Origin of the sequence: Acinetobacter tjernbergiae DSM 14971 = CIP 107465, from assembly GCF_000374425.1 — a bacterium.
In the GTDB taxonomy this organism is placed as follows: Bacteria; Pseudomonadota; Gammaproteobacteria; order Pseudomonadales; family Moraxellaceae; genus Acinetobacter; species Acinetobacter tjernbergiae.
On sequence record NZ_KB894361.1, the window covers coordinates 124,975 to 142,976 of the forward strand.

The 18,002-nt window shown below is 39.8% G+C and carries 13 protein-coding genes; 9 read left to right on the plus strand and 4 right to left on the minus strand.

What is annotated here, in order from left to right; genetic code table 11:
* Positions 1-5: 5 nt before the first annotated feature.
* A complete protein-coding gene (locus C502_RS0108650) occupies positions 6-1,157 on the minus strand; it encodes a LysM peptidoglycan-binding domain-containing protein (protein WP_018678440.1) in 1,152 nt (383 codons plus the stop codon).
* Between the two features lie 120 nt (positions 1,158-1,277).
* Between C502_RS0108650 and def the strand changes: the two genes are divergently transcribed.
* The 4 genes from def (at position 1,278) to C502_RS0108670 (ending at position 5,674) form a co-directional block, all read left to right on the plus strand.
* A complete protein-coding gene (gene def, locus C502_RS0108655; protein WP_018678441.1) occupies positions 1,278-1,808 on the plus strand; it encodes a peptide deformylase in 531 nt (176 codons plus the stop codon).
* Positions 1,809-1,831: 23 nt separating this feature from the next.
* A complete protein-coding gene (locus tag C502_RS0108660; protein ID WP_018678442.1) occupies positions 1,832-2,269 on the plus strand; it encodes a DUF2946 family protein in 438 nt (145 codons plus the stop codon).
* Between the two features lie 73 nt (positions 2,270-2,342).
* Positions 2,343-4,436, plus strand: a complete 2,094-nt coding sequence (locus tag C502_RS0108665) for a TonB-dependent copper receptor (protein ID WP_018678443.1) — start codon at positions 2,343-2,345, stop codon at positions 4,434-4,436.
* Positions 4,437-4,498: 62 nt separating this feature from the next.
* Positions 4,499-5,674: an SRPBCC family protein gene (locus C502_RS0108670; RefSeq protein WP_018678444.1), complete on the plus strand. Its 1,176-nt coding sequence runs from the start codon at positions 4,499-4,501 to the stop codon at positions 5,672-5,674.
* Positions 5,675-5,741: 67 nt separating this feature from the next.
* On the opposite strand, the gene C502_RS0108675 is transcribed toward C502_RS0108670, so the two are convergent.
* Complete coding sequence (locus C502_RS0108675) at positions 5,742-6,500, minus strand: hypothetical protein (protein WP_018678445.1); 759 nt, start codon at positions 6,498-6,500, stop codon at positions 5,742-5,744.
* A 317-nt stretch (positions 6,501-6,817) separates the two neighbouring features.
* Complete coding sequence (locus C502_RS0108680) at positions 6,818-10,312, minus strand: hybrid sensor histidine kinase/response regulator (protein WP_023274510.1); 3,495 nt, start codon at positions 10,310-10,312, stop codon at positions 6,818-6,820.
* A gap of 184 nt (positions 10,313-10,496) precedes the next feature.
* On the opposite strand from C502_RS0108680, the gene C502_RS0108685 reads away from it, so the two are divergent.
* Complete coding sequence (locus tag C502_RS0108685; RefSeq protein ID WP_018678447.1) at positions 10,497-10,829, plus strand: DUF485 domain-containing protein; 333 nt, start codon at positions 10,497-10,499, stop codon at positions 10,827-10,829.
* A gap of 1 nt (position 10,830) precedes the next feature.
* The gene (locus tag C502_RS0108690) at positions 10,831-12,546 is read left to right on the plus strand and encodes a cation acetate symporter (RefSeq protein WP_018678448.1); all 1,716 of its coding nucleotides are present in this window, start codon (positions 10,831-10,833) and stop codon (positions 12,544-12,546) included.
* A gap of 50 nt (positions 12,547-12,596) precedes the next feature.
* Here the strand turns inward: C502_RS0108690 and C502_RS0108695 are convergent, their stop codons facing one another.
* A complete protein-coding gene (locus tag C502_RS0108695) occupies positions 12,597-13,805 on the minus strand; it encodes an oxygenase MpaB family protein (RefSeq protein ID WP_018678449.1) in 1,209 nt (402 codons plus the stop codon).
* Positions 13,806-13,890: 85 nt separating this feature from the next.
* Between C502_RS0108695 and C502_RS0108700 the strand changes: the two genes are divergently transcribed.
* The 3 genes from C502_RS0108700 to C502_RS0108710 all read left to right on the plus strand — a co-directional run bounded on the left by C502_RS0108700 (position 13,891) and on the right by C502_RS0108710 (position 17,361).
* The gene (locus C502_RS0108700; RefSeq protein ID WP_018678450.1) at positions 13,891-14,487 is read left to right on the plus strand and encodes a TetR/AcrR family transcriptional regulator; all 597 of its coding nucleotides are present in this window, start codon (positions 13,891-13,893) and stop codon (positions 14,485-14,487) included.
* A 53-nt stretch (positions 14,488-14,540) separates the two neighbouring features.
* Positions 14,541-15,233, plus strand: coding sequence for an ion channel (locus C502_RS0108705; protein WP_018678451.1), 693 nt, complete (start codon positions 14,541-14,543; stop codon positions 15,231-15,233).
* 151 nt (positions 15,234-15,384) lie between these two features.
* Entirely contained in the window at positions 15,385-17,361 is a 1,977-nt protein-coding gene (locus C502_RS0108710; protein ID WP_018678452.1) for a BCCT family transporter, read from the plus strand.
* The last annotated feature ends 641 nt before the right edge of the window (positions 17,362-18,002 follow it).

The window sequence follows — 18,002 nt, forward strand, 5'->3', positions numbered from 1 at the left end:
AGAGCTTAGTTATCAAGACGAGGTGGCTTGATATTCGAACCAAGTTTAATTGGTAATTCGCTCTCTAATACATACGCATAGCTGATGCGGTCAAAACTCTTGAAGATCATGATGCTACCAACATATTGCCCTGGTAATTTCACATTTTCTTTGGTTTTTGGATCACGTACGGTTTCGCCATCTTGGTAAGCACTAAAGACTTGTCCGATTTCAATCCCATCCGTTGTACCACGATCAATGGTGACAACACCATTTTTTGCTGCTGTACCTAAAGATCCCATCGCACGGATGATTTTACCACCATCTTTCACCTGATTTGGTTCAGTTGGGTAGAATAAAGTAGGTAACATCGCGTCTTGTTCAAGCATAACACGGTCGCCACGACGCACTTCACCCGTATAGCTATCAGTTAACTCAAAGGTGGTAATATCATTTTCATTGGTAATTGCGACACCAGCAGCAACTTGAGTCAGTTCAATACCAAGAGTTTGTTTTTTACCTTTTTCATCTAGCGCGATATATGGTTCGCCTTCACGGAATACACCGTAACGTTGACCATTCTCAATACCTTGACCACGAACATAAATGTTCTGACCTTTACCAGCCAACACACGATTATCTGCTGTACCCAATACATATGGGGTATTTGCAATCGCATTCGCAGGAAGAACAGAGGTACGTTCTAACCATTGTTGAATATGTGCCAATGGAATTACAGGAACACTATTGTTGAGTGCCTCAATACGAACTTTTGGACGTAAAGTAGATCCACTGCCAGAGTAACGGCGAATGATACCGTCACAACCATCGCCTTCATCTTTACCAATGAGCGGTTTACCGTTCAAACTACAAAGTAGCAAGCGATCGCCTGGATAAATCCAGTGTGGATTCTTCACATGTTTATTGCTTGCCCAGATTTCAGGCCAGCGCCAAGGCTTGCTTAAAAATTTGCCTGAAATATCCCAAAGCGTATCGCCTTTTTTCACCACATAGACATGTGGCGCACCTGTTTTTACAGATGGTGGCGTTGCATTAGGGCTTGCCGCATGAGTAAGGTTTATGCTCATGCCTAATCCTGCACAAATTGCAGCAGCAATCAGTTGTTTTTTTAACCCCAAGGCATGAAATGATGGTATGCCGTTTAAAACCTTTTTCATTATCATAATTCCTAAAAATTATGTGTGTAGTTGCGTTATAATAACGACTTTACACACAATTTTTTGATCAAGCATTCCCTTCAGTTGGTTTTCTGATCAATGGCATAAATGAGGAACGGTATGGCCTTATTACCTATTTTAAGTTTTCCTGATCCCCGTCTTCGTACCATTGCTAAGCCAGTCGAAGAAGTCACTGATGATATTCGTCAGCTTGCAGCAGATATGTTTGAAACCATGTACGAGGCACCGGGTATAGGTTTAGCGGCAACTCAGGTTGATCATCATATTCAGCTTATTGTTATGGACATCTCTGAAGAGAAAAACCAACCGATGGTGTTCATTAACCCCAAAGTCACTCCACTGACCGTAGAGACACAGCCATATGAAGAAGGCTGTCTCTCTGTGCCTCAAATATACGATAAAGTTGCGCGTCCGTCACGTGTAAAAATCGAGGCAATTAACCTTGAAGGTCAAGCATTTGAATTAGAAGCTGACGAACTTCTCGCAGTTTGTATCCAACATGAAATGGATCACTTAAATGGAAAGCTGTTTGTGGACTATTTATCACCATTAAAACGTCAGCGTGCGCGCGAGAAAGTTGAGAAAGTTGTGCGTCAACGTGACAAAGAAAAAGTTGCGGTCAAACGTTAAGAAATTATATTAGGTCTGTTTAAATGCCTTTATTGTTTCGTGGTGGTTTAACGCTTGCATTCATCGCAGTCTGTTTACAGATTGCGGTGTTCTTGCAGCCGTTGCTACCGAAGCAATATCAAATTTCACCCGTCTGTGAAACCATTACGCAAGCCTTATTGTTGCCCAAATTAAAAGCCGTGCAAGTTCATGCACAGCATCACATGCATCATCATGCCCATCAGCTTGAGCAAGCTCAAGTCTCGATGCCGCAGCATGATCACCATGATCCAAATCACCAATGTCAGTATTGTACGGTTTATGCCAACTTGGTTTTACCGCCTGAATTGGGTGTGAACGAAGTCTTGGTTCGTATACAAGTCCGTTTAGTTGCTTATCAACAGGCATTTAAGCATGTTTATTTTGCACTGCAACGGCTGTTCTTATTGCCTCAAGGGCGAGCCCCGCCACTCTGTGCATAAATTAAAACGTCAATTTCATTAGGGTTTTCAAGACTCTAGCCTAGTTTTACTTATGTTTTAAGAGAGACCGATCATGGCTCAACCTAAATTTTTATTACAACCCCTCACGGTTGCGATTCTTGCTGCTTCAAATACCACACTCTTGTGGGCAAATACGAACATTCAGTCGGAACAGCAAACACCTGTTGTGCTAGCACCAATTGTTGTTACGGCGCAACAACCAAATGATGCAAATGGTTTGATTGTACATAGTGATCCTAAACAACCGATTCAGCCTGTTCCTGCAACAGATGGCGCGGACTATTTACAAAGCATTATGGGATTTAATGCGATTAAAAATGGGGGAACCAATGGCGATGTCACATTTCGCGGCATGTTTGGTTCGCGGATTAAAATTCTGACTGATGGCACAGAAAATCTAGGTGCATGCCCAGCACGGATGGATGCACCGACATCTTATATTCAGCCTGAAAGCTTTGACAAAATTACGGTGATTAAAGGGCCTCAAACTGTTCAATATGCCAATACAGGCTCAGCGGCAACGGTCATTTTTGAACGTGAACCTGAAAAACTCTCTCAAGAAAAGCCTTATCGTGGGCAAGCCAGTGTAGTTGTTGGGTCTTATGGACGTTTGGATCATAATATTGAAGCGGCGATTGGTGACGAACATAAATATGCACGTTTGAATGCAAATCGTTCTATTGCTGATGATTATAAGGATGGTAATGAACAATCCGTTCACTCGAATTGGGAGCGTTGGAATGCTGATCTCGCTCTAGGTTGGAAGCCAACAGATGATTCTTGGTTAGAATTGCGTGCAGGTAAAGGTGATGGTGAGGCTGCCTACGCTGGACGTACCATGGATGGTTCGCAATTTAAACGTGAAAGCTTGGGTCTACATGCTGAACAGAAAAACATTACAGAGGTGATCAAGAAAGTTGAAGCCCAAGTGGACTACAGCTATAACGATCATGTCATGGATAATTTTAGTTTACGTACACCACCAATGACGACGATGAAAATGCACGGTATGGACATGACTGTGCCAAACAAAATGTCGATGCGTGTTGATCGCCGTACCTTAAACACACGTTTAGCGGTAACGACAGATTGGGATAAGTTTAGCGTCATTTCAGGTGTTGATACGCAACAAAATAAACATGGCGGTGATATGGTCATGTATGCCATGCCATCAATGAGTTCACCTTATGCTGAGGATTTGAAGTTCCAATCTTATGGCGCATTTAGTGAGTGGACTTATGTATTTAGTCCAGATCAGAAGTTGGTTGCAGGTGCGCGTGTTGATCAAGTGAAGATTGATAATCTTGAAGATGGAAATAATCGTAAAGAGACAGTACCAAGTGGTTTTATCCGTATCGAGAAGACTTTACCTGAACATGGTTTAAAAACTTATGCAGGCGTAGGTTATGTGGAGCGGACTCCTGATTTCTGGGAGTTGTATAGCACGTCGACAGATCGTGGTGTGGGTACAATGGATATGATGGGAATGACAACCTATCGTATGGTTGATAATTTAAACAACCTCAAAAATGAACGTACGGCACAATTCGATTTCGGTTTCCAAGCTGAACATGGTGCTTGGAATGGATGGGCTTCTGCTTATGCGGGCTTAATCAAAGACTTCATTCTATTGCAATATAATGATGCGAATGCATATTATCCTTTAGCTCGTAATGTGGATGCGACAATTGCAGGTGTTGAAGCTGGTTTAGGTTATCAATTGACTGATCATTTCCAAACGGATATTTCAGCAATGTATGCATGGGGAAAAAATACCTCTGATGGTCGAGCTTTACCACAAATTGCACCTTTGGAAGGACGACTTAATCTACGTTATGTCGATGAAAAATATAGCCTAGGATTATTGTGGCGTGCAGTTGCCAAGCAAAATCGTATCAGTTTAAATGAAGGTAATGTGGTTGGTTATGATATGAATGAAAGTAAGGCATTCGATACGCTAGCTGTGAATGGAACTTATAAGCTGACAGATGCCGTTGATGTCTCGGTTGGTGTCGATAATGTTCTGAATAAAGCTTATACCGAACATTTAAATAAAGCGGGTGCTTCGATGTTTGGTTATGCCGCAAGTGAGCAATTTAATAATATTGGGCGTAATTACTGGATGCGGATGAGCATGAAGTTTTAACTGGAAAGCAATAAAGGGATTAATTATAATCCCTTTATTGTCTTGATAATTATAGTATTAAAATGTCAGAAATAGATCATACGAAAATATTAGAAGAGTTGGAACAGAAAGGATATACATGTTTTATTGTTGAAGAATGGGATTTTGAAACTCGAACAAATTTGGTTAATTTGTTAAAGCGTGCGGGTTTTGCACAATATGAGTTTAATAAGATTGAAGATGAAGAAAATAGTTATGCCATAGTACTGAAAAATATACAGAATACGCCTCCTTATTCGTTGGAAAAAATCTATACGGAACGAAGTGTTTTATCATATTTACTACCTTTAATAATAATTGCAATCATTATTGCTTTTACCGCAATCTTCGCTCAATCGTCTAAAGCATTAATGGCGGGTAGTTTTGTTTTGGGTATTCCGATTGTTCTGGGCGGTTTAGTGGAATACGTCTGTATAATCGAACAACCAAAATCTAATTTTTTTAATGGATTAGTTGTACAGCCAATCGTTTTAGCGGTTATTTTAGTTTTTGCAGTGATTATATTAAGAGAAGGAACGATTTGTTTAATTATTATTGCACCACTTGTTTTTATTGCTTTATTGATTGGCGCTTTGCTAATGAGGTTTATTTGTCAGTATTTTTGGAAGCCAAGCCCTAAAATATATTCTTTAGCAATATTGCCTTTATTATTATGGTTGATTTTACCTGATTTAATTCAGACTCAATATGGAAAAACACAGCGCTCAGTCGTGATTCATGCACCTGCTGAGCAAGTTTTTTATGCTATCCAAAATATAGGAAACATCCAGCCTGAAGAAGTTAAGTCAAGCCCAATATTTTGGATGGGCTTTCCAAAACCTGTATTTGGTATGACTGAGCAGCGGAAAGATGAGACTATTCGTACCATTCAATGGGAACGTGGGATTAAATTCGAAGAAATCGTACAAGCCAAACATCCCCCTTATTTATTAAGTTGGACATATAAGTTTGGCAGAAATTCCTTTCCAAAAGGCTCTGTGGATGATCATATTGAAATGGGAGGCAAATATTTTGATCTACTTAAAACAGACTATCAACTAGAGAAAATAGATGAGAAAACCACAAAACTAATTCTCACGATAGATTATCGTCTATCTACAGAATACAACTGGTATAGTCAGCTTTGGTCAAATTATATTTTAGGTGAGTTTAGTGATGTTGTGATGAATATTCATAAACAACGTTTAGAAAAAAATTGATCATTCTAAATGTCTGAGCGGAATTGCGGAATTAAAGCCACAATAATGATATTGTGGCTTTAAAAGTCTAAGCCAAGCAGTCTTGTTTCGGCATTAAGCTATCGCAGTACAAAGGGTTGAGCGCACATTGCAAATCATCAATTTGTTCTTGGGTCACATAGCCTTTTGATTTGAGATACTCAGCAACACGGTCATCACGTAAACTTAAAAAAGCAGCGTCATAAACACCTAAATCGACAAATAAAGCCGCAGTTTCCAGACTATTAAAATGATCTAAGAACACATCGTTTTCATGCATTAGGAAAATATGATCCAGCATTCCATTTGCATCGACTCTTAAACGTTGGGCAAGTTGAGCAGGGCGTGTTTTGATAAAGAGTAAATCTGAAAGTTCGTCAAATTGTGTTTTATCCAGTTGACTTTCTCCACCCTTTACATGACCGAGCCATGCCTTGAATACCAATACTGCACCACCACGAAGTAGCATGCTCCACATATGATGACGTGTCTCATGATCAAGATGTGCCGATTCTGCTTCAAGTACATCTAAGAATTTTTGTTCTTGTTGTGCTAATTTTTCAAATAAACCTAAACCTTGTGGTTGATACGCTGTTGGCGTGAAAACATCAAAATTCAGCTCATGGAAAACATTGAGTGCCAAAGGAACAGCAGCTTGATAAATGGTATTTAAAGCATTTAGGTGCGTATCATCTAAGTTGCTTTGTACAAAAATATTTTGCCAGTTGAGTTGTGGTAATAGTGCATTAGCGCTGTATTGACGGAAAAATTGTTGTGAAGTATCAGAGCTAAGAGAGCTACTATTCATGATCAATGTCCTTTTATAGGGTTTAGTGTTAGAAACCTAAAAAGGAAGATGAATAGGTTTCTATTGATGTAATCAAGTTATGCGTGATTCAGAAAACAAGTAGAATACGACTAAAGTTGTAGATGTGATTTTTATGGTGAAATTTAATAATAAAAACAATATCTTAATTAATTGTAAGTAAGTGTACGAACGTTCACTAATGTAAGTGAACGTTTTTGCCATAGTCAAAAAAATATTTGAGCACTTTGGTCAATTTATTTCTAATTAACATCTAGTTTTGTGATGATTTTTGCCTATGCTTAAAAATATTTTGCCATTTATCCCATCGGCATAATTTTTAAACCAGAAAGCCATGCACGTAAACCCGCAGGTTTGAGTGGTTTCTTGAGCAGCACAATATTCTGTTGTTTCAAGTATTGAGGTAATTCAGGGTCAGAATCTGCTGTAATCAGTGCAACAGGAGTATGTGCTGGTCGATATTGTTCAATAAAATCCAAGCCGCGTTGATCACGATTTAAATGCTGATCAATCAACCAAACTTGAATATCTTCTTGTTCAATCAATTTAAGCGCTTCTGCTGGTTCGGTTGCCGTGAAAATCTGATAGCCCCATTTACTGAGTAAGGTTCGCATGCCTTCGAGAATGGTTTCATCATTGTCTAAACACAGCACTTTATAAGCAGTATGCTGAAGTGCTGTAATTTGCGGTAGAGATGTTTGAACTTTGGGTGCATCAACCAAAGGCACTTCAATCATAAAACAAGAACCTTTACCTAACTCTGAATACACATGCACAGGGAAATCGAGCAGGCTCGTCATACGTTGCACAATCGCGAGACCAAGTCCAAGACCTTGTTCACCCCAAGGAGAGGTATGCCCACAACGCTCAAATTCTTGGAATAATTTGACCCGTTGTTGTTCATGAATACCAGGCCCCGTATCCCAGACACCAATCCGAATATGTTTGGGACGTTGTGCAGAACGTAAGACACCAACGATCACACGACCTTGTGCGGTATAACGTAATGCATTGCTCACAAAGTTTTGAATGATCCGTCGCATCCATTGTGGGTCGGTATCAATCCAAAATTGGGTATCATGTACAGTGAACTGAATATTGCGTTGCGCAGCAATTGATTTAAATTGCAATTCAAGATCATTTAATAGGTCATGTAATGAATAGGCTTGGCGTTTTGGTTGGATGGTTCCACCTTCTAAACGAGCAATATCCAACAGCGCGGAGAGCATACTTTCTGCACCATAGAGTGCGCGATCTAGTTGCTGTAACGTTTGCTGGTCTTCATTGGAATGTACGCTTTGTTCTAATGCTGTACTAAATAAACGAGCAGCGTGCATAGGTTGGAGTAAATCGTGACTGGCTGCTGCCAAAAAGCGACTTTTAGATTGATTGGCTTTGTCTGCTTGTTCACGTGCAAGCTGTTGTTCAGTCAGCGCATTTGCGAGCTGTTGCGTTCGATCACTGACTCTTTCTTCAAGAATGGCTTCATTTTCACGGAACGCCGTAATATCTGCAAAGGTGGTAACAAAGCCACCACCTTCGATTGGATTACCACGCATTTGGATGACGAGTCCATCTTTACGAATACGTTCAAACTCATGGGCGCTACCGACTTTCATCCAATGGATTCGTTTACGGACATGTTCTTCAACAGAGCCTGGTCCACATTCACCACGTTCTGCGTTATATCGAATCAAATCTGCAATCGGGCAACCAACATAAACAAGATCTTTTGGATAATCAAATAACTTGAGATATTGATTATTCCATGCGACCAAACACATATTTTTATCAACGACACTGACGCCTTGCGTCATGTGGTCGATCATAGTCATCAGGAGATTTTGGTTAAAGCGTTGCCATTGTGAAGCTTGGTCGAGAATGTTCGCAACTTGTCCAAGTGCTAAACCATTATTAATCATGGCCGTGGTAAGTAGGGTACGCGCTGAGGCAGCACCAATGATGCCTGCCAAGTATTGTTCAGTGAAGCGCCACCACATGCCATTTGCAACATGATTTTCGTTGAGCATCACATGATTTTGTTCACAAAATTGTTGGAAGGCTTGAGTCGTTGGTCGATCGCCTGTAATTCGTTTAGCCAAAGCCAATAAATCCCCAACTTTGAGGCGTGCTGCATTTTGCGGTAAATCAGTGAGATCAATGGTGGTTTGTGTAGAGGGCAATGGTTTGCTTTCATAATAAAAAAAGCTTTCGGCTTGAATTTGTTCCGCAACGCTCGGGCGATAAAGACGAGAGCCCCAAATATAGCAAATAATATTGAGTCCTAAAGACCACATCACCCCATGCGTCAATGGAGCAAAGGATTCAAAGCCAAGTAAAGCTTCAGGACGCAAACTATTGATATCAAATGGCCCGAATAACAATAAATGTTGTGCAAAGGTTTGATATTGCTCAGGCAGGCTACGTAACATGGTTGGAAAGAGCAGCGTATAACTCCACATCACGAAGCCAATAATAAGACCTGCATAGACACCCTGACGGCTTGCACCACGCCAATATAAACCGCCGATGAGGGCTGGCGAAAATTGCGCAACTGCGCTAAAAGCCAATAAGCCAAACACTGAAAGTTGGTTAATATCGTTAAAAAAGTGAAAAAATAGAAAACCCAGTAACATCACACTGATAATGCTGATCCGACGAGTGAGTTTGAGCACTTTTGGTAACTGTTGATCGTGTCGAGAGATAATCTTAAAGTGCCATAGAGCGGGCATAATTAAGTCATTACTGAGCATGATTGAGAGTGCGACAGAGGCGACTAATAACATACCTGTTGATGCAGAAAAGCCACCTAAAAAAGCGAGTAATGCTAACCAATCTTGCTGATAACTTAGAGGAAGAGCCAATACAGCAATATCAGGTGTACCCAGTGATTCAGGTAAGGAATGTAATGCCCAACTGGCAATTGGAATAATCGCCATGATGGTCAAAATCAAATACGCTGCAAACCAACGTCTTGCGCCACGAATATGTTTTTCATCACGTAATTCGACTACAGCAACATGGAATTGCCGAGGTAAACAAATCATTGCCAGTGCGGCTAAAAGTGTTTGAACCCAGAAGGTTTCAGGTACACCAAGTTGTTGTAAGTCATGAAAATGCTGAGAGACATCATTACTGACCTGTTTGATATTTTCAGGAGACTGGAATAAGAAAAAAACAGCAACACTGAGTAAAGCAAACAATTTGACAAAAGATTCAAACGCGACTGCTAGCATTAAACCGCCATGTTGTTCGGTATGTGCAATATGCCGTGTACCAAAAATCATGGCTAAAATTGCCAGTACCGCCGTGAGCAACAACACGCTATTGGTGGTGGTATGGACGTGTGCATTTTGTTCAAGAATGACTGAAGCACTGAGTGCAATCGCACGTAATTGCAGTGCAAGATAGGGCACAATTGCAATCACAGCAAGAATGGTCACTAGTGCAGCTAAACTACCACTTTTGCCATAACGAGCAGCAACGAAATCGGCAATTGACGAAATCGCATGGTTTTGACGGATCCTACCCAAACGTTTCCATATATCGTAACCAAACCAAATAAATAGAAGAGGACCTAAATAAATTGGTAGGAAAATAACTCCTTCACGAACAGCAGCACCAGTTGCACCGTAGAAAGTCCAAGATGAACAATACACACCTAAAGTTAAGCTAAACATTAACATGCGGCCACGTGTGCTTAAACGACTGGCATGTTTTTCTCCAAAAAAAGCACAGCCAAATAACAGCACAATATATAGGGCAAGTACCCCAATAATCAGCCAACTGTTCATATTGCTCACGCGATCAAATTCCATTTTTTATCATACCCGAAGCATGGGGAGGGGGAGGTGATAGATGTGTATTTAGAGACCAAAGTCTAAGTTACGAGTCAAGCATAATCTTGTTAATTTAAATAATGAAAAATCCCTAGTACAAAAGGGGTCCACGGTTGGACACAAAAATAAGGAGTTAATGATGGATGACTCACAGGTAGAACGTATTCTACGCAATCCAAAGTTTCAAGAAATGGTCAGCAAAAAACGTACATTAAGTTGGACATTAACAGCAATCATGTTGTTTATCTATGTCGGATTTATGCTTTTAGTTGGCTATAACAAAGAGTTCCTAGCAAGTTCGTTTAGTGGTGGTGTAACAACATGGGGTATGCCCCTCGGTTTAGGCATTATCGTACTGTCATTTGTATTGTGTGGTGTGTATTCATACATTGCCAATAATACACTTGATCAGCTCAATGAAGAGGCTCTCAAGGAAGTTGAGGCAATCACACATGAAAAAGGGATGCACTGAGATGAAAGGGACGTCATTCAAAGCGAAACTGTTCGCACTTGCAAGCCTGTGTTGTTCTCATGTTGCATTTGCTAGCCCTGATTTAGGTGCAGCAGAACAACAGGCAACTAACTGGCATGCAATCATCATGTTTACCATTTTTGTTGGTTTCACTTTGTTTATTACCAAGTGGGCAGCAAAGCAAACGACAAGTACTGCGGATTTCTATACCGCAGGTGGTGGCATCAGTGGTTTCCAAAATGGTTTAGCGATTGCTGGTGACTATATGTCAGCTGCATCGTTCTTGGGTATTTCTGCCTTGGTATTCGGTTCAGGTTTTGATGGTTTACTCTATTCGCTTGGATTCATGGTCGGTTGGCCAATTGTACTTTTCCTTGTTGCTGAACGCTTACGTAACCTAGGTAAATACAATCTTTCTGATGTGGTTTCATTCCGTTTGGAAGAAAAACCAGTCCGTACTTTAGCTGCAATAAGTTCTCTGGTTGTTGTTGCATTCTACCTCATTGCTCAAATGGTGGGTGCAGGCCAGCTAATCAAATTACTTTTTGGTCTGAACTATAATATTGCGGTTGTAATCGTCGGTTTATTGATGATGGCATACGTTATCTTTGGTGGTATGTTGGCGACTACATGGGTGCAAATCATTAAAGCGGTGATGTTGCTCAGTGGTGCAACATTCATGGCATTCATGGTAATGAAAGCGGTTGGCTTTAGTTTCTCTAACATGTTCAGCCAAGCGATTGGTGTATATAGCCAATCTCACAGCATTAGCTGGGATGAAGCTGCAAAAATTATGGGGCCAGGTAAACTTGCTGCAAACCCAATTGATGCATTATCACTTGGTCTTGCATTAATGTTTGGTACTGCGGGCTTACCACATATTTTGATGCGTTTCTTTACAGTTAAAGATGCAAAAGAAGCACGTAAATCTGTTGTTGTTGCAACAGGCTTTATTGGTTACTTCTATCTATTAACCTTTATCATTGGTTTCGGTGCAATCTTATTCGTTTCAAACAACCCTCAATTCCTTGATGTTGCGAAAGCAGCGGTAACAGGTAAATTAGAGTTGGTTGGTGGTAACAACATGGCTGCGGTTCACTTAAGTGATGCAGTTGGCGGTGACTTGTTCATGGGCTTCATCTCAGCGGTTGCATTCGCAACGATTCTCGCTGTAGTTGCAGGCTTAACACTTTCAGGTGCATCTGCGATTTCACATGACTTATATGCAAACGTATTCAAAAAAGGTCAAACTACGCCTCAATCTGAATTACGTATGTCAAAAATTGCAACTTTAGGTTTAGCAATCTTTGCCATGATTCTTGGTATCTTGTTTGAAAAACAAAACGTTGCGTTCATGGTTGGTTTAGCATTCTCCGTTGCATGTTGTGCAAACTTCCCAGTACTTGTATTGTCTATGTTCTGGAAAGGTTTAACGACACGTGGTGCAGTGATCGGTGGTGTTGTCGGTCTAGTAACTGCTGTGACACTAATCATTCTGTCTAAAGCAGTTTGGGTTGACACCTTGAAACTTTCAGATACTCCAGTGAACCCACTTAATGGACCTGCAATTTTTGCAATGCCATTATCATTCCTTTGCTGTTGGTTCTTCTCAGTAACAGATAAAACTGCGCGTGCAGAGAAAGAACGTAAAGCGTTCGATGCTCAGTTTGTTCGTTCACAAACAGGTATTGGTATCTCTGGTGCATCTGATCACTAAGTAGATCGAATCCTAAAATTAAAGCCCTCAAATTTTGAGGGCTTTTTGTATTATTGATGCATGCTGGCGAGTTGTTGCGCTTGATTACGATAGAGTGACAAACCGATTCGTTGTAAATGCCGTCCTTTTTCTTCAAGTAATTGATTTAATTTTGGAATATGTTTCGCACCTGTATAAAGTGCTAGATTTCGACCAATTAAATAATAAGCAAACCATGAGGCTGACTGAGGTGCTAAACCCAATTTCTGCATTTTCTTACGGCCAATAAAGAATTGGGTAATTTCGAGGTGTTGTTTATAGGCTAGTTTTTGCTGAAAAGAACATAGGTAACGATATTTCCGTTCAAAGGGTTCTTTGGAAAGGCTAGTGCCAAGAGAAACACTACTTTCATCAGATTGAGGATGTGCAAACTGCATCCAGTACATTAGTTTCCAGCCGTCAGCTTCATTATCCACTAACCACTGTTCTTCAACGCCCATCAACCAACCTGCATATTTCCAAAAATGTAAAAAGCTGTCGACTTCCTGCGCGCTTGGGAAAATCCCCAAAGCCCGTATACCAATCAGTACCACGCCGCTAAAAGCAATATTGGTCATCGCCTGATCATATTGATTGATGGGTAGTCCCCACGTTTCGGTATCCCATTTTTCAGATTTCTGTAATTGATGGCGTACCAGTGAGTGAATAAAACGCACAAAGATCGTGGAGGTAAAGCCTTTACTAAAACGTTCAAACCCATCTTGTTCGGTGATATCGACCCACCATTTAGTTGTTTCGGCTAAACGAGTACCTGCTTGTTTCTTTAATGCCCCCGTAAGAACCAATGGCTGATTAAAACCAGGGTACAAATAACCTGTCATTAGCGATAGATCTCGTAGGATCAGTCCGTTATTGATGCCTAGGCGATAGGTAAACTTGAGTGCCTCATCGACTTTGTTTTGATCGTACCAACTAGGTTTTTGCTCAACCAATTGAAAGAAGCAGTTGAGTTCAGGAATTTCAAGCGGCAGCTTGTCTAAACCTTCATACAGCGCCGTTTCAAAATATTTTCGATGCTGCTTTGGATTTTGTAGTACCCAAAGTAGCAGTTGATCCATCGGTGCATCACCACTTTGTAGTGCGGTATTCAGTGCGAGATATTCTTGATAATTCGGCTGTACCTGCTGATGGGTCATATAACTTAAAATTTTGGTTTTAATATTGGCTTGACTCATGTCTTCAAACGCAGCCAAGCGTTTTGGTTTAGTGATGCTTTGCATTGCATAAAGCCTGTGTTTGTTATTTAATCACAGCATAATATGAATAAATATTCGCATTCAATTCGCATTTAAATTGAGGCTAAGCATGAGAAAACGACCACAGCAACAACGCGCAAAAATGATTGTTGAAAGTATTTTAGAAGGGGCGCAGAAATGTATTTCAGAGTATGGCGTTTTACAGGTAACGACACCTAAAATTTCTGAAAAATCAGGGGTGAGCGTTGGATCAATTTATCAGTATTTCGAGAATAAAGAACAGATTGTGGCAGAACTGTTGCTACGTAAAAGTGAGAACTTAGGACAAGCTTTAAAACAGTTAGTGATGTTGCAACAACAAACTTCTATTCAAGACATCATCACATTAAGCATCGCTTTTGGCTTTGAATCACTAAAATCTGATCAAGGTTTTTTTATCGAAATTTTAAAAAACTGGCATGCTTATAGTGACTCCGAAGCGGCCCAAGTATTAGAAAGCCATTTTTTAGAAGTCGGTATGTACTTATTCGGGCGCTATTATCCGCATTGGGACTTTGAAACCTTAAAACATAAATCTTTTGTGATTATTAATAGTACCTTATTTACCATGATGCGCTATGCCAGTAAAAATACCTTTTTGATTGAAGAACAGCGGTTACAACAAGAGCTTTCGAAAATGATCCTTTCTTTTTTGAATACAAGATGATGTGATGAACTAACCCAATAATATTCAAGCCATAACAATATTTGGAAAATAACATGCAAGCATTACGACAGTTTTGGCAAGGATTTCAATTGTTACCTTCAGCGTGGTTACTGTTGGTACAACTCGCCTTACTTATCCTTGCCACAGTCACTTATGGGGATAGTGAATATCGTGCATTAACGTGGTCATTGGGGGTATTGGCCTTATTAATGATTGCCAAAGTAATTCGGCAAACCCCAATCTTTACCTTTTGGGGCTTAATCTTTGTAATGGGTGCATTTATTTTTTCGATTTTAATTTTTATTGGTTATGAAAGCTCTACGATTCAAATAATTACTTATAGTTTTGAAGCCTTGGCTTATTTTTATGCGGCTTATGGGTTGCTACGTTATATGTTTGCAGATCGTTATCTTACTAAAGATGAATTATTTGCAGCAGGTGCAGTTTTTACCTTAATCGCTTGGGGTTTTGCCTTTTTATATAGTATTTGTCAGCTAATACTGCCGAATAGTTTTCAAAACCCCAATCATCCACAACAATTTCAAATCTGGTTAGATTTATTATTTCTTAGTTTTAGCCTTCAGTCAGCAACGGGCTTATCTGATCTGATGCCGATTAGCCCAGCAGCTAGAGTACTCACAATGTTACAAATGTTTGGTGGAGTGATGTATTTTGCGGTGATTGTTTCACGCTTAATTGCACTGCAGTATATCGCTCATTTGCCTAAGCCAATCGATAAAGAATAGTATTGTTACAGCATTACAACTGCGTTACTTTTCATGTTTTTATATGATATTTCAAGTTCAGTATTTTCTGAACTTGCCTTTAATTCACAATGTGAATGTCTTCTTTGATCCCTAGGATCTGTCGTTATCATTAAAAAAACATGGGGGAATTATGCCTTCCAAGCCATCTTCGCAATTTGCGAATGTGAATCCAAACGTGTTCTTAAGCACAGTGATTGTGATTGCAATTTTTCTCGCAATTGTCATTATCGCACCCAGTTCATTTGAACTTCTCACCCAACAGTTAAAGCAATGGATTACAGATTCCTTTAGCTGGTTTTATGTTTTATCTGTTGCTGTTTTTCTGATTCTACTGATTTATATTGCCTGTTCTGCCAGTGGGAAAATTAAGTTAGGACCCGATCATAGCCAACCTGATTATAGTAATGGTTCATGGTTTGCCATGTTATTTACCGCAGGAATGGGAATTGGTCTGATGTTCTTTGGTGTTGCTGAACCTGTGATGCACTATATCAGTCCACCAAGTGGTGATCCTGAAAGTGTTGCAGCGGCTCAGCAAGCATTACGCATTACTTTTTTCCATTGGGGATTACATGCATGGGCGATTTACGCCATTGTCGGATTAGCCTTAGCCTATTTTGCTTACCGACATAATCTTCCTCTAAAAACCCGTTCCGCTTTATATCCTATTATTGGCAAGAAAATTTATGGTCCTTGGGGCGACAGTATTGATACTTTCGCAACGATTGGAACAGTATTTGGTGTTGCCACGTCTTTAGGTTTTGGTGTGACTCAAATCAACTCAGGTCTACATTATCTGTTTGGTATTGAACAAAGCAGCAATGTTCAAGTCATCCTGATTATTTTTGTGAGTGCTTTAGCATCTTTATCTGTTTTTTTAGGGCTTGATAAAGGTGTAAAACGTCTCTCAGAACTGAATTTAATCTTGGCTTTAGTATTGCTCGCTTTTGTATTTATTGCAGGCCCAAGTATCTACTTGCTGCAAACGACGATTCAAAATACAGGATCGTATATTTCGAATTTATTTAGCATGACTTTCAACCTATATGCCTATCAACCCAATGGTTGGATTGGCGGTTGGACGATTCTTTATTGGGCATGGTGGATTTCATGGTCGCCGTTTGTGGGTATGTTTATTGCGCGTGTGTCACGAGGTCGAACCATCCGTGAGTTTATTGTGGGTGTATTACTCATTCCAACAGGTTTCACCATTATCTGGATGGGGTTTTTAGGGAATGCAGCGCTGTTTAGCATTATGCAAGAACATAATGTTGCCTTAATTCAAGCAGTACAGCACGATTCATCCGTGGCTTTGTTTGAATTTTTGAATCATTTACCATTTTCGGGTGTGATGAGTTTACTTGCGACGGTACTGGTGATGCTTTTCTTTGTGACCTCTGCCGATTCAGGTGCATTGGTCACGGACTATCTGACTGCTAAAACTGAAAACTCACCTACATGGCAACGATTATTCTGGACTGTGTTGATGGCCGTATTGGCAATTATTTTACTTCTAGTTGGAGGATTATCTGCCTTACAAGCTTCAATTATTATGAGTGCCTTACCATTTACATTGGTTATGCTATTCATGAGTTGGGGTTTGCTCAAAGCCTTAAAATTGGATGTCACCAAAATGCAAGCCATTCAAGAAGCCCGCATCACACCACGTGCCATCAATACGCCACGGAGTTGGCAACAGCGTTTAGGTTTGATCATGCATTATCCGCACACTGAAGCGGAAGTTCAGCAATATATCGACACGCAAGTTCGTAAGGCTTTTGAAAGTATTCAACGTGAATTTAAACGCCGTCACTTAGAAGTGGAAATCCGGGAGATTGAACATGGCTTACAACTGCATGTTGATCATCACCATGAAATTAACTTTACCTATAAAGTGATTTCGCATGCCACTGTTCCGCCAAGCTTCATGTTGGGACGATCAGATGAAGATGAAGCCAATTACTTTCAAGCAGAAGTGTTTTTACGAGAGGGCGGTCAAAACTATGATGTAATGGACTGGACGCAAGAAGATTTAATCCAAGACATTATTGACCAATATGAACGTCATCTTTACTTCCTGAATATTGTGAGAGGCACGACTTCTTAACGGAAGATTCTCACTATAATCATAAAAACAACGGTTTTGAGTGATTCAAAACCGTTATTTTTATTTGTGGTGGTTGAAGTTTAAGCATGAATAAAATATTAGAAAGATTTTCTGGCTGAATGATTTGCTCAAAATAACGGCTAAATATAAAAAATAAAGCTGCTTTTTTGCCGATAATTAAAACAGAATGTATATTAAGTTATTAAATTACAGTTGCTTACATTATTAAAGCTGTCTATTAAGGTAATTAAATAAATTTAAACGATATAAATCAGTAATTTGAGTATATTGTGGTTTAAAAATAAAACAACCGATTCATTTAATTTTTAAAAGGTGTTGCGTTGGGAGTGAAATGCTGTAGAATGCACATCCATCGGCGGTGATGCAGATAAAAACTTGTTGAGAAACAAGGATTTGGCTTAAAGGTTGGATTCTTGGAAAGATTGGTAGGTTTTGAAAATATCTAAATTACCTGTTGACTTTAGTTGAAATTAGAGTAACATAGCCGACCTAGCTTGATGATGACGAATCATCGAGAAGATCATTAAGAGAATAGAAGAACAACTTGTGTGGATTTTTACTGATTGATCGATCGAAAATATTTCATTGATTGAATGGTAAAAATTTCTCGAAGTTTATTT